24 protein-coding genes are annotated in these 21,302 nt (G+C 52.8%); 1 reads left to right on the top strand and 23 read right to left on the bottom strand.

Features of this window, described 5'->3' with window-relative positions; translation table 11 throughout:
• Window positions 1-67: 67 nt before the first annotated feature.
• The 14 genes from BLO51_RS01065 to BLO51_RS01000 all read right to left on the bottom strand — a co-directional run bounded on the left by BLO51_RS01065 (window position 68) and on the right by BLO51_RS01000 (window position 13,484).
• Window positions 68-688: a redox-sensing transcriptional repressor Rex gene (locus tag BLO51_RS01065; protein WP_090665900.1), complete on the bottom strand. Its 621-nt coding sequence runs from the start codon at window positions 686-688 to the stop codon at window positions 68-70.
• Entirely contained in the window at window positions 685-3,537 is a 2,853-nt protein-coding gene (gene dinG / locus BLO51_RS01060; protein ID WP_090665898.1) for an ATP-dependent DNA helicase DinG, read from the bottom strand. The genes BLO51_RS01065 and dinG overlap by 4 nt, the downstream gene beginning before the upstream one ends.
• Before the next feature lie 113 nt (window positions 3,538-3,650).
• Window positions 3,651-4,298: a tetratricopeptide repeat protein gene (locus tag BLO51_RS01055; RefSeq protein WP_090665896.1), complete on the bottom strand. Its 648-nt coding sequence runs from the start codon at window positions 4,296-4,298 to the stop codon at window positions 3,651-3,653.
• A gap of 119 nt (window positions 4,299-4,417) precedes the next feature.
• Complete coding sequence (gene panD / locus BLO51_RS01050) at window positions 4,418-4,801, bottom strand: aspartate 1-decarboxylase (RefSeq protein ID WP_010501035.1); 384 nt, start codon at window positions 4,799-4,801, stop codon at window positions 4,418-4,420.
• A gap of 54 nt (window positions 4,802-4,855) precedes the next feature.
• Entirely contained in the window at window positions 4,856-5,743 is an 888-nt protein-coding gene (gene panC / locus BLO51_RS01045; protein ID WP_090665894.1) for a pantoate--beta-alanine ligase, read from the bottom strand.
• 21 nt (window positions 5,744-5,764) lie between these two features.
• Complete coding sequence (gene panB / locus BLO51_RS01040) at window positions 5,765-6,643, bottom strand: 3-methyl-2-oxobutanoate hydroxymethyltransferase (protein ID WP_090665892.1); 879 nt, start codon at window positions 6,641-6,643, stop codon at window positions 5,765-5,767.
• A gap of 333 nt (window positions 6,644-6,976) precedes the next feature.
• Window positions 6,977-7,951 carry a biotin--[acetyl-CoA-carboxylase] ligase gene (locus BLO51_RS01035; RefSeq protein ID WP_245719477.1) on the bottom strand — a complete coding sequence of 325 codons (975 nt, stop codon included), beginning with the start codon at window positions 7,949-7,951 and terminating at the stop codon, window positions 6,977-6,979.
• Window positions 7,948-9,243 (bottom strand): CCA tRNA nucleotidyltransferase, encoded by a 1,296-nt coding sequence (locus BLO51_RS01030; RefSeq protein WP_090665890.1) that lies wholly within the window; start codon window positions 9,241-9,243, stop codon window positions 7,948-7,950. Before BLO51_RS01030 ends, BLO51_RS01035 begins: the two co-directional genes overlap by 4 nt.
• 22 nt (window positions 9,244-9,265) lie before the next feature.
• Window positions 9,266-10,432 carry an N-acetyl-alpha-D-glucosaminyl L-malate synthase BshA gene (bshA, locus tag BLO51_RS01025; protein WP_090665888.1) on the bottom strand — a complete coding sequence of 389 codons (1,167 nt, stop codon included), beginning with the start codon at window positions 10,430-10,432 and terminating at the stop codon, window positions 9,266-9,268.
• A gap of 44 nt (window positions 10,433-10,476) precedes the next feature.
• Window positions 10,477-11,181, bottom strand: a complete 705-nt coding sequence (bshB1, locus tag BLO51_RS01020) for a bacillithiol biosynthesis deacetylase BshB1 (RefSeq protein ID WP_090665886.1) — start codon at window positions 11,179-11,181, stop codon at window positions 10,477-10,479.
• A complete protein-coding gene (gene mgsA, locus BLO51_RS01015) occupies window positions 11,178-11,597 on the bottom strand; it encodes a methylglyoxal synthase (RefSeq protein ID WP_174551178.1) in 420 nt (139 codons plus the stop codon). Before mgsA ends, bshB1 begins: the two co-directional genes overlap by 4 nt.
• Window positions 11,598-11,688: 91 nt before the next feature.
• Window positions 11,689-12,492: a 4-hydroxy-tetrahydrodipicolinate reductase gene (dapB, locus tag BLO51_RS01010; protein WP_090665882.1), complete on the bottom strand. Its 804-nt coding sequence runs from the start codon at window positions 12,490-12,492 to the stop codon at window positions 11,689-11,691.
• A 44-nt stretch (window positions 12,493-12,536) separates the two neighbouring features.
• Window positions 12,537-13,067: a tetratricopeptide repeat protein gene (locus BLO51_RS01005; protein ID WP_245719476.1), complete on the bottom strand. Its 531-nt coding sequence runs from the start codon at window positions 13,065-13,067 to the stop codon at window positions 12,537-12,539.
• Between the two features lie 81 nt (window positions 13,068-13,148).
• The gene (locus BLO51_RS01000) at window positions 13,149-13,484 is read right to left on the bottom strand and encodes a nucleotide pyrophosphohydrolase (protein ID WP_090665880.1); all 336 of its coding nucleotides are present in this window, start codon (window positions 13,482-13,484) and stop codon (window positions 13,149-13,151) included.
• A gap of 209 nt (window positions 13,485-13,693) precedes the next feature.
• Here BLO51_RS01000 and BLO51_RS00995 point away from each other — a divergent pair, with 209 nt between their 5' ends.
• Window positions 13,694-14,560, top strand: a complete 867-nt coding sequence (locus BLO51_RS00995; RefSeq protein ID WP_090665877.1) for a YitT family protein — start codon at window positions 13,694-13,696, stop codon at window positions 14,558-14,560.
• A 7-nt stretch (window positions 14,561-14,567) separates the two neighbouring features.
• On the opposite strand, the gene BLO51_RS00990 is transcribed toward BLO51_RS00995, so the two are convergent.
• The 9 genes from BLO51_RS00990 to BLO51_RS00950 form a co-directional block, all read right to left on the bottom strand.
• The gene (locus tag BLO51_RS00990; RefSeq protein WP_090665875.1) at window positions 14,568-15,452 is read right to left on the bottom strand and encodes a sporulation protein YpjB; all 885 of its coding nucleotides are present in this window, start codon (window positions 15,450-15,452) and stop codon (window positions 14,568-14,570) included.
• Window positions 15,453-15,506: 54 nt separating this feature from the next.
• Entirely contained in the window at window positions 15,507-16,130 is a 624-nt protein-coding gene (locus tag BLO51_RS00985) for a DUF1405 domain-containing protein (protein ID WP_090666166.1), read from the bottom strand.
• Between the two features lie 157 nt (window positions 16,131-16,287).
• Window positions 16,288-17,184 (bottom strand): c-type cytochrome, encoded by an 897-nt coding sequence (locus BLO51_RS00980; RefSeq protein WP_090665873.1) that lies wholly within the window; start codon window positions 17,182-17,184, stop codon window positions 16,288-16,290.
• Between the two features lie 57 nt (window positions 17,185-17,241).
• Entirely contained in the window at window positions 17,242-17,913 is a 672-nt protein-coding gene (qcrB, locus tag BLO51_RS00975) for a menaquinol-cytochrome c reductase cytochrome b subunit (RefSeq protein WP_090665871.1), read from the bottom strand.
• A gap of 19 nt (window positions 17,914-17,932) precedes the next feature.
• Window positions 17,933-18,478 carry a Rieske (2Fe-2S) protein gene (locus BLO51_RS00970; protein ID WP_090665869.1) on the bottom strand — a complete coding sequence of 182 codons (546 nt, stop codon included), beginning with the start codon at window positions 18,476-18,478 and terminating at the stop codon, window positions 17,933-17,935.
• 240 nt (window positions 18,479-18,718) lie between these two features.
• Window positions 18,719-19,171 (bottom strand): DUF2487 family protein, encoded by a 453-nt coding sequence (locus BLO51_RS00965; RefSeq protein WP_090665867.1) that lies wholly within the window; start codon window positions 19,169-19,171, stop codon window positions 18,719-18,721.
• 116 nt (window positions 19,172-19,287) lie between these two features.
• A complete protein-coding gene (locus BLO51_RS00960; protein WP_025846329.1) occupies window positions 19,288-19,479 on the bottom strand; it encodes an IDEAL domain-containing protein in 192 nt (63 codons plus the stop codon).
• A gap of 54 nt (window positions 19,480-19,533) precedes the next feature.
• Window positions 19,534-20,046 (bottom strand): gamma carbonic anhydrase family protein, encoded by a 513-nt coding sequence (locus BLO51_RS00955; protein WP_090666163.1) that lies wholly within the window; start codon window positions 20,044-20,046, stop codon window positions 19,534-19,536.
• A gap of 86 nt (window positions 20,047-20,132) precedes the next feature.
• Window positions 20,133-21,260: a hypothetical protein gene (locus BLO51_RS00950; RefSeq protein ID WP_090665865.1), complete on the bottom strand. Its 1,128-nt coding sequence runs from the start codon at window positions 21,258-21,260 to the stop codon at window positions 20,133-20,135.
• Window positions 21,261-21,302 lie beyond the last annotated feature (42 nt).

Raw genomic sequence — 21,302 nt, 5'->3', positions numbered from 1 at the left:
GCAATACGGCAAGTAAAAAAAGGATAGAGCTTCAGAACAACGTTCTGTCAGGCTCTATCCTTTTTCGTTAATCCAAGTAGTAAGCCAAGCTTTGCAGCTCCGTCGTAAAATCGGCATGATGCACCCGTACTTCGGCAGGCACTTTAATAATCATCGGAGCAAAATTCAAAATCGCCTCGACACCGGCCTCCACAAACTGATTGGCTACATGCTGCGCTTCTGCCGCCGGAACGGTAATAATCCCGATGCGTACCTTTTGCTCTTGGATGATCGCCTTCATTTCGCCCGTCGGCTTGACCTTCAAATTGTTGATCGTATCCCCGATCTTCGAGCCGTGCGAATCGAATACGGCGATAATTTTCATATTATCCTTCAAATAGGCATTATAATTGCATAAGGCGCGGCCCAAATTCCCCGCCCCTACCAGCGCCACAGGGATAATTTTATCGAGCTTTAAAATTTGACGGATTTTCTCGATCAAATAGTCGACGTCGTAGCCGATCCCCTTTTTTCCGAATTCCCCGAAATAAGCGAGGTCTTTACGGATTTGCGCCGGATTTAAGTCCAGCTTTTGCCCCAGATCCTGAGAAGACACCGTCTGTACGTTCTTTTTGCTGAGTTCGTTTAAAAACCGGAGGTACACCGGAAGCCGGCGCACGACGGCCTCGGAAATTTTCATCGTCTTCATGCTTGGTTCTCACCCATCCACTGCTTTATTCTTGGTACGAGCTGGTTCGAATTCATGTGCTCGATTTTTGGGCCGGGCAGCGAATACAAGAAATATTTGCCGTAATTCGTATCGATCACCCGGGTATCGTATATAATGACGATGCCTTTATCCGTAGCCGTGCGCACCAGCCTGCCAAAGCCCTGCTTGAACCGGATAACCGCCTGCGGAACCGACAGCTTCATGAACGGATTCTGGTTTCGCTGCTTGATCATCTCCGTCTTTGCTTCGATCAACGGATGGTTCGGCGGTTGAAACGGCAGCCTGACGATGGCCAGACAGCTAAGCGCATTCCCCGGAATATCGACACCTTCCCAAAAACTGCTTGTACCCAGCAGAACGCAATTCGGACTGCTCTGAAACAGTCTGGTCAGCTTGCTCCGGTTGCTGCTGTCCACACCCTGGCCAAGCACGTCGATCCCGAAGGGGCTCAGCATCTCCTTCAACGCGCCATGAACCAGCTTCAGCATCCGATTGGACGTAAACAATACCAGCATCCGGCCTTTCGTTTCCAGCGCCACCTCGGCCAGCGACGGCACGAGCCGATCGACGAACTCCTTCTCGCCGCTGGCTCCGCGCAGCGTAGGAAAATCCCGGGGAATAGCAACAAGCGCCTGCTCACGGTAATTAAACGGCGAAGGAAGCTGAACGGTTTTCAGTTTGCCGTCCGCCCCGTTTTCTCGCAAACCCAGCTGGTTGCACGTATAATCGAACGATTTGCCGACAGATAACGTAGCCGAAGTAAGGATGACACTATCCTTCGGCCCGAAGAAATGCTGCTTTAGCATCTCGCTAACGTCAATCGGCACGCAGAACAGCTGGAGCGACCGGTTTCTGCTGTAGGTCCCGGCTTCAAGCCAATAGACGTAGTTCGCATCCGGCATCGTCATAAAAAAATGAAGCGAATCTCTGTGCCTGTACAGCTCCTTGACGGTACCGGTGAGGTCCGTAATCAAGCTTTGGACATCGTATTCATCCTGCACTTCTTTGATCTCCGAGATCAGCTTATCGAGCGGCTTCAGAGCTTCCCCGAAGTTAAGCTGCATGTTCTCTTCAAGCACTCCCAGATTATCCCAACCCGTAGGCAGCGAATCTTTTTTGACTCGGTAGACAAGGCCATTCCCTTCCGATTGGGACTGGTCGCTTCGCGAAGCCAAAAGCTGATACAGCAGCTCCGTCAGTTGATCCCATTCTTCCTTCAACTGCAGAAGCTTTTCGACAACGCGATCAATCATTATGCACCAGCCTTGAGCCCGCTCGTCCTCGAACCGCTGCAGCCGAATACGCAGATTGGACAATTGTCCTGAACGCGCATCTTTATAAAGCCAGAGGAGCGTGTTGGACAAACCGTGATAGTGCAGCTCGATCCCAAGATGCTTGCCGGCCACTTCCTCGAAGTGATGAGCTTCGTCGATAACCAAATGCTTGTATCCGGGCAGCAGCCGGTTTTCCGCTTTCATATCGGTGAAAAGCAGCGAGTGGTTGGTAATGATAACATCTGCGGTGTTCGCCTCGTGACGGGCGCGGTGATAGAAGCATCTTTTAAACCACGGGCAAGCGCGGTTCAAACAAGAATCCGTATCGCTTTCCACCGATTGCCAGAATTGTTTTCCTTTATTGGCGAAATGAAGCTCCTCTTCATCCCCATGCTTCGTTTCTCCCAGCCAGACCAGCATCTGCCCGGCCGTAATCCGGTCTTCCTTGCCGTGCTCAAAGTCGAGCGTATTCATTTTGTGCTCAAATTTGCGCAGGCACAAGTAGTGGCTCCGCCCCTTCAGGACAGCCGCCTGGAAGCCTACCGGGAACAGCTCGTGCAGCAGCGGCACGTCCCGTTCTCTGAGCTGCTCTTGCAGATTGATCGTATGCGTGCTGACCAGCACTTTCTTGTCCTGCTTGAGCCCGTAATACAGCGAAGGAATCAGATAACCGAGCGACTTCCCCGTCCCTGTGCCGGCTTCGATCATCAGGTGCTTGCCGTCTTCGAAGGCCGTCTCTACCTCGCTGAGCATTTGCACCTGCGACTCTCTATCCTCGTAAGCCGCAAAACGCCGCTGAAGCTCCTGCTTAAGCTGATCGTAGAAGGAAGGAAAATCGTCCGGCAGCCGCAGGACATCTTCCTCCTCCCGCACCGGCTCTTCTTCTCCCCATTCGCCTACGTTCAAGGCAAATTGCCGAAAATAACGATCCATATCGGGATCAAGCGGTTGGTGCAGCTCTTTGTATTGCCGCATTTCGCTCACAAACCAGCCGAAATCTCCTGCCGAATCGGCAAATACCAGCTCCAGCCTTTGCAGAGTAAGCAGCGGAAGCGATTGAAACCGTTCCATGCAGCGGAGCCAGATCAGCGCAGTGACTTCAGCATCGCTATCCGCCTGATGCGGCCGTTCGTGCTCGATACCGAAAGCGTGGCATACCATCGAAAGCTGCAGGCTCGATAAGCCGGGGAATAAGACGCGCAGCGCGTCCATCGTATCCAGTACGTGTCCATCGAACGGGAAGTAACCGTTATCGTCCAACGCCCGCTGCAGAAAAGCAAGGTCAAAAGCAATATTATGACCAACCAGGACTGCGTCTTGGAGGAGAGGAACCATTTCGGCAATAACCTCTTCCATCGAAGGAGCATCCTTTACCATCTCGTCGTCGATTCCGGTAAGCGTTGTAATTGAAGAAGGTATACTTATACCCGGATTGACGAGAGAAGTATACCTGTCGGTTATTTCTTGGTCGTTTATAAGAAAGAGCCCGACTTGGATAATGCGATCCGTCGCCGTGCTCCCCGTCGTTTCAAAATCTAAAACTGCAAATTTCATCGGAGTCGTGTCAATCCCTTCATTCCCACTCTTCTCATAAGCATACCAATACTGAGGGAAAAAGGGAATAGCAAACTTAACCTTTTTACAAAAAAACAGGAACGAACATTCGCTTAATCCGAAGGCCGGGACATATCGAACACAAACTGGAGCCCACCCTTTTTCTCGCAGCAAACGCCCAAATCGAGCAAAGGCTGAACGCTGGACGGATCGGTCCGGTAAGCCATGTTGAACAATTCGCACGCCTTGTCCATATTGCGCAGCTGCGCTTGGATGCACCCCATGGCATTAAAGGAAATCGCTTTGAGCTGCATATTTTCGGTCAACCGGGATAAAAATTGAAAATGCAGATAGCTTTCTCCGGCTTCCCCTTTGAGCAAGTAAGACATGGCCAAATAAATCCGCGCCAAATTGAAATCGGGCTGGAGCCGGATCAGCTCGTCGAATTCGGCAATCGCCCGGTCGAACATGTGGAGCTTGTAATACCCTTGTCCCCGGATAAACAAATCGGTTCGTTTGCCTGAAAATTCGGGATCGAGCGGATCGGCTCCCATACCGTTCAATGAAATGCCTGCAAGGCTTATTAGCTTACTCCATTTTTCTTCGAACTGCAGCCATTCTTCAATGCAGGCGTCGCTCATCGCCTTTAGAGCTCGCAGCTTTTCCTGCAGCTCCCTGCGCGCGGCGCCTTGGGAGGACGGGTATTGTGATATGACTTCATCCAGCATTTCGTTCATGGAAGCAAAAAGATGTTTAAACATCGGCCGTATCCCACCTTTGCTTCTTTTCCCACAGCAGCTTTAAACGTCTTCGCCGCGGCTGTGGCGCCCGCTGTGATCGTATCTACATTGTGCGTCTACCCGTCCCGTTTCATTCTCGTTTAAAGGACCGTGGAATGAATTTCTTCCTTCAACACGCCAACGACTTGGTTGTTCTCGCCCATAATGGCAATGCTCGGGGTATGCTTGCGGGCTTCTTCGTCCGATAACATGACATACGATAAAATAATGACAATATCTCCGGGGTGAACCATTCGGGCCGCAGCACCGTTCAAGCAAACAACACCCGAGCCCCGCGGCCCGGGAATAATATAGGTCTCGAATCGGGCGCCATTGTTGTTATTGACGATTTGGACTTTTTCGTTAGGCAGCATGTCGACCAGATCCAACAAATCCTGATCGATCGTAATGCTCCCGACATAGTTTAAATTCGCTTCCGTTACAGTCGCACGGTGAATTTTCGATTTTAACATGGTACGAAACATGGCTGACGCCTCCTACGTTTTTGCGCTCTCGGGACCTGCCCCTTAGCTGTCGGATTACAAATGGCTCAATGAAGCTACGGGAGCGTGAAGTATGCGATTATCGATCAAGCGCGTCGCCCCGAAACGAACGGCCACGGCGATAATCATCCTCTCGTTACTGCTCCAAAAATCCACTGGAGCCAGATCCGGATAAGATAGCAGCTCCACATAATCGATATCGGCCAACGGTGAGGATTGAATATGCCGAACGACCGTTTGGCGCAGCTCTTCCGGGGAGATCGCTTCCTTACGAGCTTCGAGCAGCGATTCCGCCTCTTCCAGCGCTGCGGAGAGGACAAGCGCCTGCTTTCTCTCTTCCTCGCTCAAATACACGTTGCGCGAGCTCAGCGCAAGTCCGTCTTCTTCCCGGACGATCGGACATGGGACGATGGTGACAGGAATGTTCAGATCGTACACCATCTGCTCGATGACCGCTACCTGTTGGGCGTCTTTCATCCCGAAATACGCTTTGTCAGGCTGTACGATATTCAGCAGCTTGGTAACAACCGTGGCAACACCGTCAAAATGCCCTGGCCGGGAAGCGCCGCACAGACGCTCGGTTACTCCGGAGACAGTAACAATCGTTCGGGTCGGCTTCGGGTACATCTCGCTCACCTGCGGGAAAAATACGATGTCTGTCCCGGCTTCGCGCGCGATGGCCATATCCCGCTCCTCGTCCCGCGGATACCGCTCCAAATCTTCGTTCGGCCCGAACTGCAGCGGATTGACGAAAATGCTCAGGATAACCACGTCGCACTCTTTGCGCGCAGCTTCGAGCAGCGAGGCATGGCCTCGGTGCAGGAAGCCCATTGTCGGCACGAAGCCGATGCGTACAGCGGGATTGGCAGCCCGTTTTGCTTTTATCAACTGTCGTAATGATTCAATCTGATGAACAATTTCCATCGGTTATCGAAACTCCGTTTCTTATTCTCTATGTGCTGCTGCTACCGGTTTCCCGCCGCCGTACAAGGACTCTGCCACTTCGTCATCCATACGGAACGAATGCTCCGGCCCCGGGAAGCTGCGCTGCTTCACGTCGTCCACATACTGGCGGAGCCCGCTGCGGATCATATCGCCGACGTTTCCGTAAGTCTTCACAAAACGCTTCGGGTGAATATCCGATCCGTAGCCAAGCGCATCGTGAAATACGAGCACCTGTCCGCCGCAATCTTTGCCGGCGCCAATACCGATGGTCGGAATGGACAGCTTGCTCGTCAGATGTGCGGCCACCTGATCGGTTACCAGTTCCAGCACGATGGAAAAAGCCCCCGCCTGCTCCAAAGCTTTGGCATCGTCGAGCAATTTTTGTGCTTGAGCGGTCGTCTTGCCCTGGATTTTATAGCCTCCGAGCTGGTGAATCGACTGAGGGGTCAGGCCGAGGTGGGCCATTACAGGAATGCCTGCTTGCACAAGCGCTTCGACCGTCGGCGCAATCTCCGCGCCGCCTTCCATCTTCACCGCTTTGGCCAGCCCTTCCTGCATAATCCGTCCCGCATTCCGAAGCGACGCATTGATGCTGCCGTGATACGTATTGAACGGAAGATCCGTTACCACAAAGCTGGTCCGGACCGCACGCGTAACCGCACGCGTATGGTAAATCATATCGTCCAGCGTGACGGGGACCGTTGAATCGTAGCCGAGCACAACATTCCCCAGCGAATCCCCTACAAGAATCACATCGATGCCGGCTTCCTCCGCCAGCATGGCCGTCGGGTAATCGTATGCCGTCATCACGCTGATCGGAATCCCGTCTTCCTTCATTTTTCTCAGTTTGGCCGTCGTGACTGGTTTACGCATGTCCATGATTAACACCTTGCCTTCCGGGTTAGAATGGTTCAGGGTTCCGTCGCTCGGGAAAGTATCCCTCTGCCGTCCTTCCTCCCTGATAGTATTGCGATAATCGGCCGGATTGTTGCAAAGAGCAAAAAAACCTTTCAGCCCATACAGAGGCTAAAAGGTTCACATGTCCTTCTCATATGATCCTTCTGTCTCGGTCCGGTTAGGCTCAGAGCAGAATCCGACATATTGCTTGGGTCAAGCTATTCGGTTGTTCAAGCAAGAAACATACGGCTGAAGTACAGCTCCATGCGGATACCGTCTTCGTACCGTACATTATACCAAAGTTTTCAACTTGTGTCACCCGAAACTGATATCGGCGGAATACAGCTTTTTTACCGATCCGTCTGCTGTGCGAAGCTGCAAAGCGCCATGCTCATCGATCCCCTCGGCAAATCCTTCGAAGTCCCCTTGAGGGGTCCGGCAGCGGATATTCCGGTGAAGCGATACGTTCAGCGCTTCCCACAGCAGCTTGATGGGGGCAAAGCCCTCCCGCCGGTACAACTCGTACAACTGCTCCCACTCCAGCAAAAATCGGCTGAGCACCTCGATCCGGTCCACCTGACGACCTGCTTCGATGGCAAGCGAGGTGGCTGTATCCCTCAGCTCCGGAGGAAAATCGTCCGATTGCAGATTCACGCTAATGCCGACTCCGGCGATAATGTGCTGCAGCCGTTCATCCTCGGCGCTCGATTCAAGCAAAATACCGGCGACCTTCTTGCCGCCGACAAGCAGATCGTTCGGCCATTTGATCCCTGCCTCCACACCTGCCGCGCTGCGGATGGCCCGGCATAAAGCGACGGCAACGAGCAAAGTCAATTGAGGGGTGAATAACAAAGGAATCCACACCGGCTTCAAAATCAGACTCATCCAGATGCCTTTTCCGACCGGAGAATGCCACTTGCGTCCCATCCGGCCTTTCCCGGCTGTTTGCTCTTCCGTAAGAATAAGCGTGCCTTCCTCGGCACCTTCCGCGACACAGCGAGCCGCGACGATTTGCGTCGACTCCACTTGGTCGTAATATTTCACGAACCGGCCGAACCGTTCCGTCTCCAGCTTCAATTGCAGGCGGCTTATATCCAGCCTGTCCGGCTTGGACAACAGCCGGTAGCCTTTGCGCGATACTGCTTCAAAGCGGTATCCTCGCTGCCGCAAACGTTCGATCTGCTTCCAAACGGCCGTCCGGCTGACGCCAAGCTCCTCGCTCAGCTGTTCGCCGGACAAAAATTTACCATCCGATTGCTCGAACAGTCCGATCAGTCGATCCGTCATCATTCATCGTTCTCCTGCATGTTTTCGTAATGCTCCTTCGCTGCCGCAAGCAGCGTTTCTTTGTCGTTGGGAAGTTCGCCGAGCGCAGCGCTTTCAAGCAAGCGGTGCAGCAGCCGGCCGGTCCACGGACCGCCTTGGACTCCCAGACGATCCATAAGCTCCTTCCCTCCGACGGCAAGCTCTGCAAGAGCTGAAACGGGCATCTGCTCTAGCCACACGGCGCCTATTCTTCTCCATACATCCACGGCCCTGCCAACCTTGACGTTGTCAGTCCGAATCGGGGCGTCCTCCAGCAAGTAAATCTCTCTTAACGTACGGAGCGCAGAAACGCCATACTTGAGTACGGCCGCAATCCATACTTTTCTCAAGTAGGGTTCTCCGCCCCGTTCCGTCGATTCACCCAATCCGGATACAAGAGCAGTATGCGCGGCAACGATTCGTTTGACTGTCTCCATCTGTTGTCTGGAGAACGTTAGCTTGATCATATCCTCTTCAACATCCGCCGGAACGGCTCCCAGTCGAATGTAGATAAAAGCAATCCGATGCTCCATTTCCGTTAACCGTGAGAGGGGCGGCCATTCCGTTTCCTTGTCCAGCCCGGACAGCAGCAGTTCCTGCTTCACGTGACGCAGCGCCCGGCTTTCCGCGAGCAACTCCAAGGCACGGTTCGGGTCACTGCCCCCAACCATGCGCTCCAGCTCCGCCCGGGTCCGTTCCATGGCGATATGCCGCAGCAACGAAATGCCGGAGTTCAGAGCGTCCCAGGTCGCCTGTTCCACTGTCAGGCCGTACTCCGATGCAAAACGGAGGCACCGCATCATTCGCAGCGCATCTTCTCCGAACCGCGCTTCCGCTTGACCAACGCAGCGAAGGACGCCGCGTTCCAAATCCTTCATGCCATCGAACGGATCGATCAGATGGCCGTTTTGGTCGATAGCCATCGCATTCATCGTGAAATCGCGCCGCTGCAAATCCTCCGTCAAGCTGTCGATATATTCCACCTCAGTCGGGCGCCGGAACGCTTCGTATCCGCCTTCCCGGCGAAACGTCGTTACTTCGTAAGGCATCTTATCCGCCACGACCGTAACCGTCCCATGCTGCAATCCGGTGGGCACCGTGCGCTCAAAAAGCCGCTGCACCTGGCCGGGATGAGCCGAAGTGGCAATATCGTAATCCTTCACAGGGCGTCCGAGCTGTTCGTCCCGAACGCATCCGCCGACCAAATAAGCCTCGAAGCCCGACTCGCACAAACGCTGGACAATCTGCATGGCCCCCTGCTTTAAAGCATCGCTCATGTATGTACTCCCGCTTCCCTTGTCAGCAGTTAAGCGGATTTTCCCGAATCGATTCCGGGATCGGCCGCCCAAGCACCCGATAGTACAACGCTTCATACTGCTGCGTAATCAAATCGTTGCAGAACGTACAATGTGCCCGGTACAAACAGGCGTCTACCGTCTTTTTGTACAAGCTTTCGTCCTTTAGCAGCGCTATCGCATATGCCGCCATTTGCTCTACATCGCCGATATCCGCCAAATAACCGGTTTCGCCGTGAGTAATCAACTCGGGAATGCCGCCGGCGTTCGATGCGATCGTCGGTACGCCGCAGGCCATCGCTTCCAGCGCAACCAAGCCGAAGCTTTCCTTCTCGGACGGAAGCAGCATAAGGTCGGCTAACGACAACAGCTGGGCGACGTCGTCCTGCTTGCCGCAGAAAGTCACCCGATCCATTAGCCCGAGCTCCTTAACCTTGCAGAGCACCTTGGACAACTCCGGGCCTTCGCCTACAAACAGCAGGCGGGAAGGTACTTCTTTGCGGACGCGGTCGAAAATGTCCACAACATCCGTTACCCGCTTGACCGGACGGAAGTTGGAAATGTGAATCAAAATCTTCTCGTCGGGATGCGCATACTCCTTGCGGAGCGTTGCCACTTCGCGCGGATAATATACCCGTTTGTCCACGAAATTGTAAGCCAAATCGATCGGCTTCTCGATTCCGAGCAGCTGCCGCGTCTCCTGTATCAAATCCTGCGATACGGCGGTCACCGCATCGCTTTGGTTGATCGCATACCGGATCAGATCGCTTAGCGATTCGTCCTGCGCCAGAACCGTAATATCGGTGCCATGCAAAGTCGTTACCACTTTCAGCTCTGGCCCAACCATCTGCTTGGCAAGCAGGGCGCAGACGGCGTGCGGAATAGCGTAATGGACATGCAGCAGATCCAGCTGTTCCAGCTTCACCACCTGTGCAAGCTTGCTGGCCAGAGACAAATCGTATGGCGGATATTTAAACACGTAATAGTCGTTGACTTCGACTTCGTGATAGAAGATGTTGCGGTCGAACTTTCCAAGTCGAAACGGCATGCTGTGCGTAATAAAATGAACCTCGTGCCCTTTTTCCGCAAGCAGCTTTCCGAGCTCGGTGGCGACGACGCCCGACCCCCCTAATGTGGGATAGCATGTAATTCCGATTTTTAGCCGGTTCATTGTTTTCGAGCCGCCTCCTTTTGCTCCTGAATTTGATCATGCTTTTAGAACAGCTCTGTCAAGTAAGGCAGCTTGCTGATAAATCCTTCCGCATACCGGACCGACCGTTTTTGCCCAAGGAGAGAGTCCCGAGCTTCCACCCGCTCCAGATAGCCTTGGTTCAGCGGTGTACGTACGATGTCGTTCCCGGCACCCGAACCCGAAGTTTCGAATTGGCTCCGATACGCAAGCAGCGACGAGCGCTTGCTCTCATACTGGCCGGTCACGTCAACCATCACGTCCGGTTCTATCACATCGTTAATAAAATAAAAGTAGCTTTCTTCTACCGTATGCGCCGGGTGATCGGGCAAGTACCGTCTCAGCTTGGCATTGAACAGCGCTTCCTGCACCAGCTTGCTGCAGGCGATATGGTCCGGATGCCGGTCCTCCCAATACGGAGCGAATACGATGCGCGGCTTCCATGTGCGGATTTCCAAGACAATGCGCTCCACATACTCCGGCAGCAGATAAAGTCCGCGGTCCAGCAGCTGCAGATTGGTGCGAACGGTCAGGCCAAGCGCCTCCGATGCCGCCTTAGCCTCCTGTTGACGCGTGTCGATCGTGCCGTTAGAGGACATTTCCGCCAAAGTCAAGTCACAAATACCTACCTTAAGCCCGGCTGCCATATGCTTCGCAATCGTACCGCCCATGCCGATTTCCGCGTCGTCCGGGTGAGCGCCGAAAACGAGCAAATCAAGTGACTCGTTCATTGGTCGATCCCCGGCTTGTATTTATGCACCAGCTCCCGCCAGGCGAAGTCCCCCCGGTCAAGCGCTTTGACTAAAATTTCCGCGGTCGCGATATTGGTGGCGCAAGGAATTCCTTGAACGTCGCACAGACGAAGCAAAGCAATAATATCGGGCTCGTGCGGTTGCGCCATTAGCGGATCGCGCAAAAAGATAATCAAATCGATTTCATTGGTCGCCACCAAGGCGCCGATCTGTTGGTCCCCTCCGAGCGGACCGGACATAAAGCGGTTCACCTGCAGGCTCGTATTTTCCATAATGCGCGTGCCTGTCGTTCCTGTCGCATACAATGTATGATCTTGAAACACATTCTCGTAGGCCATAACGAAATTGACCATTTCTTCCTTCTTGCGGTCGTGTGCGATAAGCGCGATTTTCATTGCCATAGGATGGCAGCTCCTCTCTAAACTCCTATAAAACGAGGACACTCGAGCGGTCCTCTTCGGTCCGGCCCCATGTCCTCTTTCGTTTTTAATCGATAAAATGTTCGAAGCCGTAAACCATACCGGTATATTCCATGACTTTCTGAACGGCTACCTTAACGCCAGGCATATAACCGGCGCGGTCATACGAGTCGTGACGGATTTTCAAGGATTGTCCGAAAGCGCCGAAGATGACCTCCTGCTGGGCGAAGATACCCGGCAGCCGAACGCTATGAATCCGGAAACCGTTGTAATACCCTCCGCGCGAGCCTTCGATCGTCTCCACTTCGTTCGGATTGCCTTGGCGCAGTTCCTGCCTCGCTTCCGAGATCAGCTCCGCTGTCTTCACGGAAGTGCCCGAAGGCGCGTCCAGCTTCTGGTCGCCATGATACTCGATAATTTCCAGATGAGGAAAATATTTAGCGGCCTGCGCAGCGAATTTCATCATCAGAATGGCGCCTATCGAGAAGTTCGGAGCGATCAATCCGCCAATCCCCGCTTCCTTGCACTGCTTGTCCAATTCGGCAATATCTTCCGGCGTAAAGCCGGTAGTCCCCATCACGGGGCGAACCTTATGTTTTATAGCCAACCGGGTGTGCGTTACCGCCGAATGTGGAGCTGTAAAATCAACCAGCACGTCGGGTTTCGTTTCTGCCAGAGCAAGCTCCAAATCGTTCGTAACCGCAACTCCGCAAGCATCCAGGCCGACCAGTCTGCCTGCATCCGTTCCTACAGCAGAACGGTTAACCGCAGCGGCCAGCTCCAGTTCCGGATCGCCTAATACCAGCTTGACGACCTCGCGCCCCATACGGCCTCCCGCTCCGGCAACCGCTACTTTGATGATTGGTTTCATAGTGGATTCATTGTCCTTTCCGCCTAGGTGTCGATCATTGGCACTTATAGAGTAACGCTTATATATTCCTTCCACTTTTGCCGGTAGTCCGCGAGCAGCCGTAAGCCGATGGAATGCTGCGGATCAAGCTTGAGCAGCTCCTGAATGGCCTGCACGGCCGGAGCGAACTCCCGAAGCCGGGAATAAGCGATACCCAATAGTAAAAAAGCTTCCTGCGAAAGCGGATCAAACTTCACCGCTTGCTGCAGCAGCGACACCGCCAGCCACAGTCGTTCATCCGACTCCTCGAACAGTTTCTCTGCTTGGAGCGTCAATTGCCGTGCTTGAAGGTGCTGCAGATGGAATGTGAAATGCTCATCCTTCGGTTCAAGCCGTACCGCTTGGCTTGCATGTGCCGCCGCTTTATCCAGCTTGCCGCTGCGGGCGTACGTAATAGACAGCTTATAATGGTACGCCGCGCATTCGGGATTCGTCGCTATCGCACGTTCGAACCAGGCGATGGCCTGTTCGAAATCGTGATTTAGAATCGATTCGTACGCTTTCTTGATTGCCTCTTCGCCTTTCAACTGCATCATCTCCTTCCTCAGCCAAACCGGAAGCAAGCCTTCCAAGCCGACATGAGAAGTACAAGGTGATGATACAGTATATGAAAAGGATCAAGCGTCGGTGTTTACTTTCGTCCAACGGTCCGCGTCCCGCGTCCGGAATTTGTGCATGACCCTATCATGCGCTTCCGTCAAATCGATGCCTAGCGAATTCGCAAAGCAGATCGTAATGAACAAAATGTCGCCAAGCTCAAGCTCGATGGAGTTTTCCTCCTCGGTCGCCTTTTTCGGCTTCTCGCCATAACGATGGTTTACTTCCCGCGCCAGCTCCCCTACCTCTTCCGACATTCGGGCCAGCATCGTCAGCGGTTTGAAGTATCCTTCCTTAAACTGCGATATGTATTCGTGCACCTCGCCTTGGAGGTTCTTTAACGTTTTCTCGGACATACCGGGAGATGTTCACCCACCTTATATTCAGATGACGAACGGATGTGCGAGACAACCGTATCAGTACCATGTTAACGCAAAGTGAGGGGGAATGACAAATTTTTTTTTGCTTTTTAAAACTTTTTCATTTACTTAATCATGAAAAAAAGGGCATCGAGATAACCTAAGAGAATCTTACTATAAACATCTTTTCGAATCGAGGTGGATTTATGCCGGAACCCCTAAAAGCCCATCTGAAAAACATCGTTCCGATCTTGATTGGAACGGCGATTTATGCGTTCGGCATTCATTATTTTGTGATCTCCAACGAATTGATGGAAGGCGGTGTGACCGGGGTTGCCCTGCTGCTCTCTTATATTTTCGGGTTGCCGCCGTCCTTGACGACGTTAGGTCTGAACATCCCGCTTTTTTACTTGGGATGGCGTATTTTGGGCAAAGCGTCGATGGGATATACGGTGCTCGGCACCTTGTCCGTATCGTTCTTTCTATGGGTCATGGAGCGGCTGATTCAGACGGGGTGGTTAGTTCCGTTCCGGACGGAGCACGATTTCTTCCTGGCAACGGCTTATGCCGGGTTTACGCTCGGTCTCGGTCTCGGTATCGTTTTCCGGTACGGCGGAACGACCGGCGGTTCGGACATCCTGGCGAGAGTCGCCCACAAACTGAAGGGCTGGAGCATCGGACAAGTGATATTGATCATGGACGTCGTCGTCATCGGGGCCTCACTCTTCTTTCTCCCAAAGGAGAAAATCTTATATACCTTTGTCGCCGTGTTCATCGCTTCGAAGCTGATTGACATTCTTATCGAAGGGGCGTACGCCGCCAAATCGTTCATGATCATCACCGATCACGCGGATGAGGTTTCTGCGGCAATCGCGAAGGAATTGGACCGAGGAGCCACCCTGTTCCCCGCGGTCGGAGCCTACTCCAAGCAACCCAAAAACGTCGTCTACTGCGTCGTAGCCCGGAGCGAAATGAAAAGGCTTAAAGACCTCGTCCGCTCCATCGACCCCCTCGCATTTCTCATTATTACGGAGGTTCACGACGTTGTCGGTGAAGGCTTTAAGCCCAATTAAACCTTATTTAGCTTCCCGGCTTTTCCGGGTCAGGACGGCGGACCGGAACAAGGCCGCCGTTTTTCTTGGATAACCGCCAAGCGGCAAAGCCGAGCGATGCCAAGATGACGGAACCAAGGGTCACAATCCATAGAATCGGGGTCTGCTGTTCGGGGTAAGGCAGGTAGGCGGTCGTTTCCCGCTTCAGAAACAGTTTATCCAGCAGGCCGCGAAGCGGAGGAACCGCATTGAGCACGTTGCGGTACAGCTCCCCTTCCCCTTGAGCCTGAAGCTTAATGAAAGTTGCAAGCGAATCAAGCTTCTCGACGTCGGTGGGACTGCGGCTGATAAGCAAGCTCGGGCGGATCATGCCGATATGCTGCTCCAGCAATGATGCCCCTTTTCGAACCTCGGCTCTATTTTTATCGGTAGCGGCCTTTTCAAGCAGGTTCACGTCGTCGGAGAGCAGCTTGTCATACTGCAGCCATAATGGCGTATGAGGGTGCGTCAGCGCATCCGTTGCGAGGCGAATTTTTGCGGCTGCTATCTGTCCTTCCTCTGGCTTGAAGCTTGACGCGTTGAACACCCGTTTCGCATCCGTAACGGCTCTTGTGAGTGCGTTCATTCCTTCGATTGACGTGAGGCCTTCAAAGCGTATCTTCGGTATTTGATCGCTTAGCTGCTGAAGCGCCATCAGACTTCCCGAAACGTGTCCTTGCTTTGCTTTTTGGTACAGCTCTTCCGCCGTCCGGCCCAGCAGCTCTGTCTTCTGCACCTGCTCCGCCGAGGGCTTGGCCGCCGACGTTACTTTTGCGCTTCTCTCCTCCCTGCACCCTGTTGCAATCAGCAATAAGCTGACGGACAGGGCCAGCCAAATCCCGAACCTATGCCATCTTCGAACCTTTCCGGCCATTGGGACATCCCCTCCTAAGTACATCCTATGGAGAGAAAGTGCCGATTAGACCGACTATTTGGACGAGGTTCTTGGCAGCCGAAGCTCTCTCACGAGCCACAACACGAGAGCTAAAGCAACGCTAAACACGCTCAAAGCCATAGTAAACGTGGCAATTTCAGATAAGTTGTCCTCCAGCACTTTTGGCAGCCACGGATAAACTCCTTGCCCGTAATCCATCGTATCGTTCAATAATACCCAGCATGCGACAAGAATGACGGATAGCCAGCGGTATCGGTACAAGCGAAAGTACAGCACTGCTTCGGCTGCCATGCCAAGATGGGAGAACACCAGCATCCAATCCTGCCATACAAGAATATCTCCCTTATAAGCCCCGGCAAAAATGATCGCAACGGCCCAAATTCCATATTTAAACGAAGTCACGACAGCGAACGCTTCAACAAAGCTTCTCCAACCACTTTTCATTGCTGGATTCAAATTGCCAGCCGGGGATCGATAATGGTCAAGAAGCCAATAGGCTACCGCCCAAGTAAAAAACAAGCTGGCGGTAGGGCTATCCGGCACAAATGGCAAATAAAGCGGTGATATTTCAACAGCCGTATAGACCAACTGATTGCCGTACCATATATAGCCGTATACTGTCCCAAGCAGATTAATCCAGAATAAACTCCACAGCATGAACCGACTGCTCAAAAATTCGCGCGAAAACCAGTACGACAAGCTCCTTCCCAACAAGATGGCTCCCTCCAGCTCTTTATGTGTTTAACTCCGCCAATCCTTAGCTTCCTCGATCTTAAAAAAACCTGACCGTGCTTAACGGTCAGGTTTGGTTGGATTATTTGCTTGCTTTTTGCTTGGCGAGCCAATCGGCCAGTTTGTCGATGTCAGCTTCCGTCAAACCTTTTGAGATGTTCGCATCATATTGGGCCGGCATGCTGCCTTGGCCTTTCTTGATGATGCCGAGAATCTCATCCTTCGAATGCTTGTCACCGACTCCGCGAAGCGCCGGAATTTTGGCGGAAGGCATTCCTTTCAGCTCGCCGCCGTGGCAAGAAAGACAAGTGGATTTTTGGTAAATCGCTGCCGCCGGGTCATCCGGAGCGACGATTGCCGCAGCTTGCGCAGCCGGTTTCTTGGCTCCTCCGCCGCCTTCTCCGCCAGCTTTCCCCTTGTTGGCGTGCATTTCCTCTTCCCGCTTAATATGCTCGGGAATCACGTTTTTCTCTTTCAGCTCCAGCTGATAGTGATGCCAGGACGTATACGTCAGATATGTAACCGCAGTCAAGCTCAAGAACATCAGAGCAGAAGCGATTGGACGTTTATAAAAACGTCTTTCTTTTCCCGTATCCAGGAACGGCGCCAGCATCAACGCGCCGAAGAGGATGCCCGGAACGCCGACCGTACCGAGCACCACAAATTGGTTCGAAGTGTACGGGTATTTCAGCAGCTGGTACATAAACAGGAAGTACCAGTCCGGCATCGGGATGAATTGCGTGTTCGTCGGATCAGCCGGATAACCGAGCGGAGCCGCTTCGGACATAACCAAAGCCAAAATCCCGACCAGAACAACAACGCCGACCATCCATTCTTTTAATAGAAAGTTCGGAATAAAAACTTCCGATTTTCCGGGATAAGCGGAATAATCTTGGGGAATCATCCGTGACGACTTAATACGTACGCGTGAATCCCCAACATAAACGATTTTTTCATCAGTTTTATGACCGTGAGCCACGATTCGCCCTCCTTCTCATTTTCTCATGAATACCGGCTCAGCAGGCCTCACCGGTTCTTACAGCGGACCGGATATCCCTTGCTTGCGGATCATGAAGAAGTGTCCGGCGAGCAGGGCAAGCAAAGCTCCCGGCAGGAAGAACACGTGCAGAGCAAAGAATCTGGTCAGCGTCTGTGCGCCTACGATCTCGCCGCCCTGCAGAAACGTCTTGGCATACGGACCGATGTATGGCGCCGACTCGACGATCTTCAGCGTAACGCTTGTTGCGAAATAGGCTTTGTTATCCCAAGGCAACAAGTAACCCGTCAAACCGAGTCCCAACATGACGAAGAAGATGAGCATACCTACAACCCAGTTCATCTCGCGGGGCGCCTTGTAAGAACCCGTAAAGAAAACGCGGAGCGTATGTAAGAACATCATCACGATAACTAAGCTGGCTCCCCAGTGATGCATGCCGCGGACAATAACGCCGAAAGCGACTTTATGCTGCAAGTAATCGACGCTCGCATAGGCATTGATAATATCCGGTACATAATACATGGTAAGGAACATACCGGACAAGATTTGTATAACTGTGATAAAGAATGTCAACCCGCCAAAGCAATAGACGAATGCGGAGAAGTGGTGCGCCGGGTTTACGTGCTCCGGTACCTCATGGTCCACTACGTCTCTCCACATCGGCGTGATATCCAGACGTTCATCAATCCAGTTATAGACACTTTTAAACATCTGATGTTACGCCTCCTTATTACACCCGTTTGTTCGGACCGAGCTGACCCAGGTACACAAAGCCCTGTTCGATCTTCACTTCGTATTCGTCGAGCGGCAGCGGTGCGACGGCCAAGTTTTTGCCGTCCGCCGTATAGTGGGCGCCGTGGCAAGGACAGTAATATTGATCCTTAAATTCCGGGCTGCCGTTCCAGTTGACCGTACAGCCAAGATGCTTACACGTCGGATTGAGCGCGAAGACTTTGCCGTCCTTCCCTTTGGAAATCCACGCCTCAAGCTCCGGTTCGCTTTCGTACCAGCCGTCCACTTGATGAATTTTAAATTTAAAGGATTTCGGCTCGTTCGCTACCTTCGATTCTTCTACAACCTTAGCCCATTGCGCTTGAGCTTTAGGCTGAAGAACCGGATCCACTGCAAACCGAATCATCGGAACCAGCATCCCGGCGCCCATGAAAGCTCCCGCTCCGCCAAGGGTGTAGTTAAGAAACTGGCGTCTGGACATTTCACGACGCGCCACCGGCTTCTCACCGCGATGCTGCGACTCTTGATTCGAGTGATCGTTCATTCTCGTTCTACCCCCTTTTGCAACATATATCAGTCGTTCGACATAACTTTACACCATATACTAGGACATAACTAATAATAGCTTACGTCTCTGGGTGCGTCAAGAATGCAGACAGGCCATTCCAGCGTGTAATTCTGGCGGCTGATAACAGTGTTAACGAAATTGTCACAACTGCCGGAACACCCTGAAAACGAGGGCTCTTGCTTAGAATTTGCATAGTTGCCACAGATCATACATGCTTCACAACGTTTGCCTTCCGCTCCATAAAGCCATTACCTCTTCAGCAGCTCGTCTCTTCGCGTCCGAAGCGGATTGGCGCAGCTCGTCCGGTGTAAATCGAAGCAAAAGATCCGCTTTTCCTCCCAGTTCATCCGGGTTTAAAACAAGCTCTTCCTCCGATTTGGCCGTCACGATCACCACATACCGGAACCCGGCTTCTTTAAGTCCGGCACAGGTTTCTCCAAGGAACGTTTCTCCCGAGCCCGACGGAACGAAGTGAATGGCCGGGTAAGTAACGGTCCGGCCTTTAAAAGGGATCTCCAATAAATCGAGAGCATCGCGAAGCCGCTCAAGCTCGCTTGTCGCCTGCCACGGCGTTTCCGTTCCCCGCAGTCCGGTTACCGGCAGCAGGCACGTGTCCAAGTAAGGACGGAGCTCCTCCCACTGCGTTTCTTGAATGTCGCTGAATTTCATATGTATCACCTTCTTTCCCGCTCTTTACTTTAACATAGAAAAAAAGACATATGAACGGGCTTCATATGTCTTTTCGTAAAAATGACACGTTTGTATTCCGGACTGCCTTGAAATCCTCATTTCCCCAGAGAGCGCAGCGCATTGAGTTCGGTCGTTAGGGCAATGAAGGATTGTTCGTCTCCCTTGGCCAGAGCTTGATCGATCTCTTTATATAGAACCTGCTCTTTGTAGTTACGCAGTGCTTCATCAAGCAACATTTCAGCAAACAAACTCAGCATCATTTCGTTCGTCACATTCATTTTGCCCATGAGAACCTACCTCCAAACCGGGTCATGATTATTTCGATTCATTCCAGCATTCCCTTACGTACGTTCCTTCCGATATTCCTCGCCTTTTAAGCAGTAGCTTTCCATTGTCCGTTTCATTCGTGCAAGATCCGATTCCTTCAGTTCGCGCACCACTTTAGCCGGAGATCCGAGCGACAGGGTAAACGGGGGAATCGTTTTGTTTTCGGTTACGAGAGAACCCGCTCCTATTAAAGCATATTCACCGATCACGGCGCCGTTAAGTACAATCGCCCCCATGCCGATTAATGTGCCTTTGCCTACATGGCACCCGTGAATAATCGCGCCATGTCCGACGGAAACCTCGTCTTCGATGATCAGCGGCTGGTCCGTATTGACGTGACCGATGCACCCGTCTTGAATGTTGCTTCTTTTTCCGATTCGGATCGGAGCCAGGTCGCCGCGCAGCACCGTATTGTACCAGATCGTTGCGCCCTCGCCGATTTCCACGTCGCCAATGATCTGCACGCCCGGTGCGAGAAAAGCGGTAGGATGAACCGTAGGGGTCATGCCGTTATAGCTGTGAAGCATCATTATCGCCACTCCTTTGGAAGCCCGAGCATCGCTCTTGAATAGACGCATCAGGCGGATTAAATGGAGTGATTGTAGCAAGGGGATTACCGGTTGTCAAATGGCAGCACAATCTTCTCTTCATCCGGTACATAGGTGCCTTCAATAATACTGCTGCCGAGCTTCGTCACCTGAATGACACGGCCGCACCGTTCCTCTTCTCCGATCCGCAGCAGTCCCAGATGCATCATCATTTGGACGATGCGCTGCTCCAGGATAGAATCGGGCGTATCGTAATAAAAGGAACGGATCAGCGGTACGAGCGCCTGCTTCACGGAATCGAACGTCACCCAGCCTTTGCACAGACAGTTCAACCATTGAGCGATCGATTGCAGGTGAGGAACGGGCCCTTTATAAAGCCTTAACCAGAAACGGTATACTTGATCCGGGTCTTCCTTCCCCCCTTCGTTGACCCGGGCCAGCCCTTGCTCCGTCAGCGCAAGCACCTGATGATGCTCGGTGACGAGGTCGTTATAGTAGCAATAGTCGTAGATGAAGGAGAAGCGGTTCGGATATTCGCGGAACATCCGTCCGTAGCCGAATCGCCACGCCGTCTTCCCTACCGGCTCCTCCCGCACGGCCAGCCGATCCAGCACCTGCTGAAGACTCCTTTTGTACATCGCGTTCTCGCTCGTCAGCATCACTTCCTGATCGCGGAGAAAGAGCAGAAAGTTCGCGATGTCGTCCAGGATCAGCTTTTGCTCGTCCCGGTAGACCGGAGGCTCATCGGCAGCATCCAACTGCTGCTCGAAACGCTTGGTCAGGGCCGTAACAAACCGGCGTTTCAGATCCGCAGGCACTTGAAACAAATATTTCGTCTGCTGCGAATGGCCGTTAAACAGCCAGCCTAGCTGCTTAAAGCGGGTAATCGTATCGCGCGGATTCCAAGCCGCATCCGTTTCTTCTTTGTCGAACCGGCTTTGCTGCACCCGGGCGACCAGCTCCTCCAGACTGAACGATCCCCGCTGATCGAAAAGCAGCGAGTTAAGAAACCGGATATCCTGGGTGGACAACGCTCCGATCTGACGGTCGAAAATGTCCCTTCGTCCTACGGTTGACAAAATCGATTGAATCAGCTCGTTCTTCGAATGCCCGTTGCACTCGCAGTTGTACGTACCTGCGATGCGGCTCAACTGGTGAATGTCGGCATAGCTTAACATGTCGGCTAAATTCATCCGTTCGTCCCTCCAGAACTTCCCTCCAAGGCTTTCTTAGTA

The organism is Paenibacillus tianmuensis (assembly GCF_900100345.1).
GTDB classification, from domain to species: Bacteria; Bacillota; Bacilli; order Paenibacillales; family NBRC-103111; genus Paenibacillus_G; species Paenibacillus_G tianmuensis.
Note: the sequence above shows the minus strand (reverse complement) of the source record. Positions and strands in the feature narration are given on the sequence as shown.